This is a genomic window from Catenulispora pinistramenti (genome assembly GCF_018274385.1).
Classification (GTDB): domain Bacteria; phylum Actinomycetota; class Actinomycetes; order Streptomycetales; family Catenulisporaceae; genus Catenulispora; species Catenulispora pinistramenti.
Genome location: NZ_JAAFYZ010000371.1, coordinates 1 through 5,764, shown reverse-complemented (window position 1 = coordinate 5,764; position 5,764 = coordinate 1). Strand labels below are relative to the sequence as shown.

The 5,764-nt window shown below is 70.5% G+C and carries 6 protein-coding genes; all 6 read left to right on the top strand.

What is annotated here, in order from left to right; genetic code table 11:
• A partial coding sequence (locus KGQ19_RS46980) for an ATP-binding SpoIIE family protein phosphatase (protein WP_212021857.1) occupies positions 1-1,758 on the top strand: 1,758 nt, incomplete at its 5' end.
• Between the two features lie 192 nt (positions 1,759-1,950).
• Entirely contained in the window at positions 1,951-2,550 is a 600-nt protein-coding gene (locus tag KGQ19_RS46975) for a sulfite oxidase-like oxidoreductase (RefSeq protein WP_212021855.1), read from the top strand.
• Entirely contained in the window at positions 2,520-3,275 is a 756-nt protein-coding gene (locus KGQ19_RS46970; RefSeq protein ID WP_212021853.1) for a ferredoxin reductase, read from the top strand. Before KGQ19_RS46975 ends, KGQ19_RS46970 begins: the two co-directional genes overlap by 31 nt.
• A gap of 2 nt (positions 3,276-3,277) precedes the next feature.
• Positions 3,278-3,658: a DUF6510 family protein gene (locus KGQ19_RS46965; protein ID WP_212021851.1), complete on the top strand. Its 381-nt coding sequence runs from the start codon at positions 3,278-3,280 to the stop codon at positions 3,656-3,658.
• A gap of 313 nt (positions 3,659-3,971) precedes the next feature.
• A complete protein-coding gene (locus KGQ19_RS46960; RefSeq protein ID WP_212021849.1) occupies positions 3,972-4,685 on the top strand; it encodes a G1 family glutamic endopeptidase in 714 nt (237 codons plus the stop codon).
• Positions 4,686-4,904: 219 nt separating this feature from the next.
• The coding region (locus tag KGQ19_RS46955; protein WP_268908255.1) for an SLC13 family permease at positions 4,905-5,764 on the top strand (860 nt) is incomplete at its 3' end.

Below are 5,764 nucleotides of genomic sequence, written 5' to 3'. Positions count from 1 at the left end.
CCGCCCCTCCTCGACACCACCGCCCCCAGACCGTTCCACCAGCCGCCGCCCGGCGAGCTGGTCATGGTCGGCGAGCCGACCGTGGGTCGCATCGCCGTGGCCGCCCGCCAGCGCCTGGCGCTCCTCCTGGACGCCAGCGGCCGCATTGGAACCACCCTGGACATGGAGCTGACCGGCGGTGAGCTTGCCGAGATCGCCCTGCCGGACTTCGCGCAGCATGTGGCGGTGGACCTCGCGAGCTGGGTCCTGGACGGTGAAGAATGCCCGCCGCCCGGCAATACCGAGGTGAAGCTCCGCCGCGTCGCCGTTCGCACCGTGCGCCGCGGGAAGGTGCATCGTCCGCCGGGCGCGCACGTCGCCTACAATGCGGCGACCGCGCAGGCCCGCAGCATGGTCCAGCGCAGTCCGGTTCTGGACGCCGCGCTCACGGCGGCGACGGCCGGGAAGCGCTGGGTCGCCGAGGATCCCGACAGTTCGGTGATCGCCGCGCCGATCATGGTTCAGGGCACGGTGCTCGGCGTGGCGTCGTTCTACCGCCTCGGCACCGCTGATCCGTTCGACGAGGACGACATCCAGCTGGCCGGCGACCTCGCCTCGCGTGCCGCCGTCTGCCTGGACAACGCGCGCCGCTTCGAGCGTGAGCGCACGATGGCGCTGACGCTGCAACGCAGCCTCCTGCCACGCACCTTCCCGACGCAGTGCGCGGTCGAGGTGGCCCACCGCTACCAGCCGGCGCAAGAGGGCGTCGGCGGCGACTGGTACGACGTCATCCCGTTGTCCGGCGGCCGGGTGGCGTTGGTCGTCGGCGACGTCGTCGGGCACGGCATTCATGCCGCGGCGACGATGGGCCGGCTGCGCACCGCCGTGCGGAACTTCTGTGCCTTGGACCTCCCGCCGGAGGACCTGCTCAGCCAGCTGGACGCGCTGGTGGAGTCGATGGACGCCGACGAGGCCGAGGACCAGCGTGGTGTCGGCATCATCGGCGCGACGTGCTTGTACGTGGTCTACGACCCGGTGACCGGTTTGTGCTCGGTCGCGGCGGCCGGCCACCCCTCGCCGGCGGTGGTGGCCCGCGATGGTTCGGTGGAGTACTTGGACCTGCCGACCGGACCGCCGCTGGGTCTCGGCGGCTCGGCGTACGAGGCGGTCGAGTTCCTGATCGACGAAGGCAGCACCCTGGTTCTCTACACCGACGGCCTGGTGGAGAGCAGGGAGCAGGACATCGACATCGGACTGGAGCGCTTGAGTGGGGCGCTCGCCGGCCCCGGGCGCGATCCGGAGGAGCTGTGCGCGTCGGCGATCGGCGGCCTGTTGCCCGAGCGGCCGCTGGACGACGTCGCGCTGCTGGCCGCCCGGGCCCGCCGTACGACGCCGGACCGGGTCGCCACCTGGGACGTGCCGATGACGCCGGAGTCGGTGGCGTTCCTGCGCGCCGAGGTGTCCCGGCTGCTGCGCGCCTGGCGACTGGCCGACCTGATCTTCACCACCGAGCTGATCGTCAGCGAGTTGGTGACCAACGCGATCCGGCACGCCACCGGCCCGGTCGAGCTGCGGCTGCTGCGTGACCGGGCCCTGATCTGCGAGGTGGCGGACGGCAGCAGCGTGTCGCCGCGGCTGCGCCGGGCGCAGACCTTCGACGAGGGCGGCCGCGGGCTGTTCCTGGTCGCGCAGCTGTCGCAGCGGTGGGGAACGCGGTACACCGCGCGCGGGAAGGTGATCTGGTCCGAGCAGCCGCTGCCGGCGAACGGTGACTACTAGGAGCGTTCAGGTGCCTTAGGGGCCTTAGGGCCTTGGGCGCCTGAAGGAGCCTTGTAAGGAACGGTAAGGAGCCCCGCCAAAGCCACGAAGCCCCTGAAGCCACGAAGCCACGAAATGCGCCGCGCCCCGCCGCCCGGCAGAATCAGAACAGGCCCGGCCGCCGATCGGTGGGCCTGGAAAGGGCGGCGTCCGATGGCGATAGTCTCGCGGGGCTTCCAGGGCCGACGGAGACCGTCGGACCACCGGTTGCCGCCGGGGCAGTACGAGACCCCCGACTTCCCCGTCCTGTCGGCGGGGCCGACGCCGCGGGTGGACCGGGACACCTGGCGGTTCAGCGTGGTCACCGAGACCGCCGAGCGGCACTCCTGGACCTGGTCGGAGCTGATGGCGCTGCCGGCCGAGGACCGGGTGGCGGACCTGCACTGCGTGACCAAGTGGTCGAAGTTCGACACCCCGTGGCGGGGCGTCTCGCTGGACCTGCTGCTGCGGGACATCGACACCGAGGCCGAGTTCGCCCTCGTCCACTCCTACGGCGGCTACACCACGAACCTCCCGCTCAAGGACCTCCTCGACGGCCAGGCCTGGATCGCCTACCGCTACGACGGCCGCGATCTGGCGCCGGAGCACGGCGGTCCGGCGCGCCTGCTGGTCCCGCACCTCTACTTGTGGAAGTCGGCCAAGTGGGTGCGCGGCCTTCAGCTGTTGGTGCAGGACGAGCCGGGCTTCTGGGAGACCGCCGGCTACCACGACTATGGGGACCCATGGCGCGAGCAGCGGTATCAGGGCGACTAGGCGAGCGCCTGCGCTGGCGGGTCGCGACGCTGGTCGGGCAGCGTGTGGAGACGCCGGCCGCGCGCACGCTGGTGCTGGACGTACCGGGCTGGCCCGGACATCTGGCCGGGCAGCACGTGGACCTGCGGCTGACCGCCGCGGACGGCTACAGCACGCAGCGCAGCTACTCGATCGCGTCGGCTCCGGACGGCGCGCTGCTGGAGCTGACCGTGCAGCGGGTGTCCGACGGCGAGGTCTCGCCGTACCTGGCGGACGACCTGCTCGACGGCGATCTGCTGGAGCTGCGGGGGCCGGTCGGCGGGTGGTTCGTGTGGCGGCCGGAGCAGAGCGAGCCGATCCTGTTGGTGGCCGGCGGATCGGGGATCGTGCCGCTGATGGCGATGATCCGGGCGCGGCGGCAGCTCGGCGTCACGACGCCCTTCCGGTTGCTGTACTCGGTGCGCACGCCGGAGGACCGGATGTACGCCGACGAACTCCAGGCTCCGGATCCGGGCCTGGAGGTGACGTTCCTCTATACGCGCCAAGTTCCTGAGGACTGGCCTCGTTTTCCGTCGCGCATCACCGAGAGGGACATGGCCGCCGTCGCCTGGCCGCCGTCGATGCTCGCGACAAACTACATCTGCGGCCCGACCGCATTCGTCGAGTACGCGGCGGATCTGTTGGTCGAGCTCGGCCAGCCACCAGACCGGATCCGCACCGAACGCTTCGGCCCGACAGGAGACTGACGATGCCTGAGCCAGCGCACCGCTTTCAGCGCACACCGCACCCGGCCGACCCCTTCGCCGACGAGCCCGCCGTCACTGAGGCCCGATACGGCGATGCCGTCGACGGCGGTTGCGAGGACGATTATGAGGACGGCAACGCCCTCGCCGGACCGCTGTCCGAACTCTTCGCCGTGGACGTCGTCTCCGCGCAAGGGCAGTGCACTGGGTGCGGCACGACGGGACCGATCGCGCAGCTTCGGGTCTACGGACCGGGGCCGGGTTTGGTAGCGCGCTGCCCGGTGTGCGGGCAAGTCGTGTTGCGCGTGGTGCGCGGGACGGAATCGGCTTGGCTGGACTTGCGGGGAACGGTGAGTCTGCAGTTCCGGTTGGGTGCGGACCGGTAGCCTCGAATAAGTCTTCTGTGATGTGAACCAGCCCTCGTGGTAACCCCACGAGGGCTTTTCGTCATGCCCCGGAGATCAAGCGTGGCAACCGTGTCAAGCCCTTGCCCGCCCCTTGCCCACCTCCCGGATTCTACTAGGGTTCCCAATCACTCGGTTCTGAGAATCGCCAGTTCACGCGCTATATGTCCTCCCACCCGGCGAATACCGGCCGGAATCGGGTGACCTGGCCCTATTGAGTGTCCTGATACCGCTCGCTACGGTGACGCAGCACACACCAGTTTGCTTGCACCACACCCCCACCGAAGGAGCAAGTATGCGCAGGTTCCTGATACGCGCCGCCGCGCTCGCCACCGCGGCTTCCGCTATCGCCCCCGTCGCGCCGGTCACCGCGGCGGCCGCCTCGGGTCTGTCGTTCCGTCCTCTGTCCTACAACACCAACGGATACAACTGGGGCGGCGAAGCCGCCACCGGCAGCGGGTTCTCCTCGGTCGCGGCGACCTGGACCGAGCCGTCCGCCAAGTGCAACTCCACCAACGACCTGTACGCGCCGTGGGTCGGCATCGACGGCTACGGCTCCAGCACCGTCGAGCAGACCGGCGTGGCGACCGACTGCTCCAGCGGCAGCCCGGTCGACCAGGCCTGGTACGAGATGTACCCGGCGAGCCCGGTGTACCTGAGCTCCTCGTCCTACCCGGTGAAGGCCGGCGACGTCATCCACGCCTCGGTCACCTACTCGGCCACCAACAAGTACAAGCTGACTCTGAACGACTCCACCCGTAACTGGACTTACAGCACGACCAAGTCCCTGTCCGCCTCGCGGACCAGCGCCGAGGTCATCATCGAGTCGCCGACCGGCGCGTACCCGAACTTCGGCACGGTCAACTTCAGCTCGGCGACCATCAACGGCAAGTCGCTGAGCTCGTCCAGCCCGACGGCGCTGGACCCGAGCTCGAACGGGATCACCGAGGCGCACACCAGCGCCATCTCCGGTGGGACCAGCTTCTCGGACAAGTACCTGCACGAGTAAACGCTCGCCGAGCACCTAGAAGGCCCGACCCTCCCCCACACGCAGACCGGCCGCAGCGTGGCGACACGCAGCGGCCGGTCTGTCGTCGTTCCCGCCGGGCGGCGTCGGCACCGGGCAACCACTGTGTGCGACGTGGCTCGCCCGCTGGACGTTCGCCGAGGTGGCCCGGTATGGCCGATATGATCGGCAGGCACCTTCCGCAGATCACTGGAGCCCCTCTTGAGCGTCGCCGACGCCGCCGCTGCCGCGTCGGTCGTGCTGCTGTTCGTGGTGCTCGTGTTCGCCGTCGTGCGGCCGCGCGGCTGGCCGGAGGCCGCGGCGGCGGTACCGGCGGCCGGCATCGTGATCGCGATCGGTGCGGTGTCGCCGCACTCCGCCTGGTCCGAGGTCACCGCCCTGGCCCCGACGGTCGGCTTCCTCGCCGCGGTGCTGGTACTGGCGCAACTGTGCGCCGATGACGGCCTGTTCGCGGCGGCCGGCGCGGCGATGGCCCGGGTCGCGGGGAAGGCGGACGCCTCGCGCGGACGCCGGCTGCTGGCGGCGGTGTTCGCGGTGGCGGCGCTGACCACCGCGGTGCTGAGCCTGGACGCGACGGTCGTACTGCTGACGCCGGTGGTGCTGGCGACGACGGTGCGCGCGCGGGTGCGGGACCGGCCGCATGTATACGCGTGCGCGCACCTGTCGAACTCGGCATCGCTGCTGCTGCCGGTGTCGAACCTGACGAACCTGCTGGCCTTCAGCGCCTCGGGGCTGACGTTCGGGCGGTTCGCGGGGTTGATGGCGGTGCCTTGGGTGGCGGCGGTGGGGACGGAGTACGTGGTGTTCCGGCGCTTCTTCGCCGGGGACTTGGACGCCGAAGTGGCTGAGCCGGGCGGGTCGAGTGACGCGGGCGGGTCGAGTGATGCCAGCCGGTCAAGCGAGTCGCAGGAGCCGAGCGAGTCGGGCTCGCCGGACGGCCCCATCAGCGTCCCCACCTTCACCGTGATCGTCGTGGCGGCGACGTTGGCCGGGTTCGCGCTGACCTCGTTGGCGGGGGTGAATCCGGCGTGGGCGGCGTTCGGTGGGGTGGTGGTGTTGGG

What these genes read in the sequence shown, in the direction of transcription:
- KGQ19_RS46975 (WP_212021855.1), top strand. Translation starts at nt 1,951, where the DNA reads ATGGCGATAGTCTCGCGGGGCTTCCAGGGCCGACGGAGACCGTCGGAC.
- KGQ19_RS46970 (WP_212021853.1), top strand. Translation starts at nt 2,520, where the DNA reads ATGGCGCGAGCAGCGGTATCAGGGCGACTAGGCGAGCGCCTGCGCTGG.
- KGQ19_RS46965 (WP_212021851.1), top strand. Translation starts at nt 3,278, where the DNA reads ATGCCTGAGCCAGCGCACCGCTTTCAGCGCACACCGCACCCGGCCGAC.
- KGQ19_RS46960 (WP_212021849.1), top strand. Translation starts at nt 3,972, where the DNA reads ATGCGCAGGTTCCTGATACGCGCCGCCGCGCTCGCCACCGCGGCTTCC.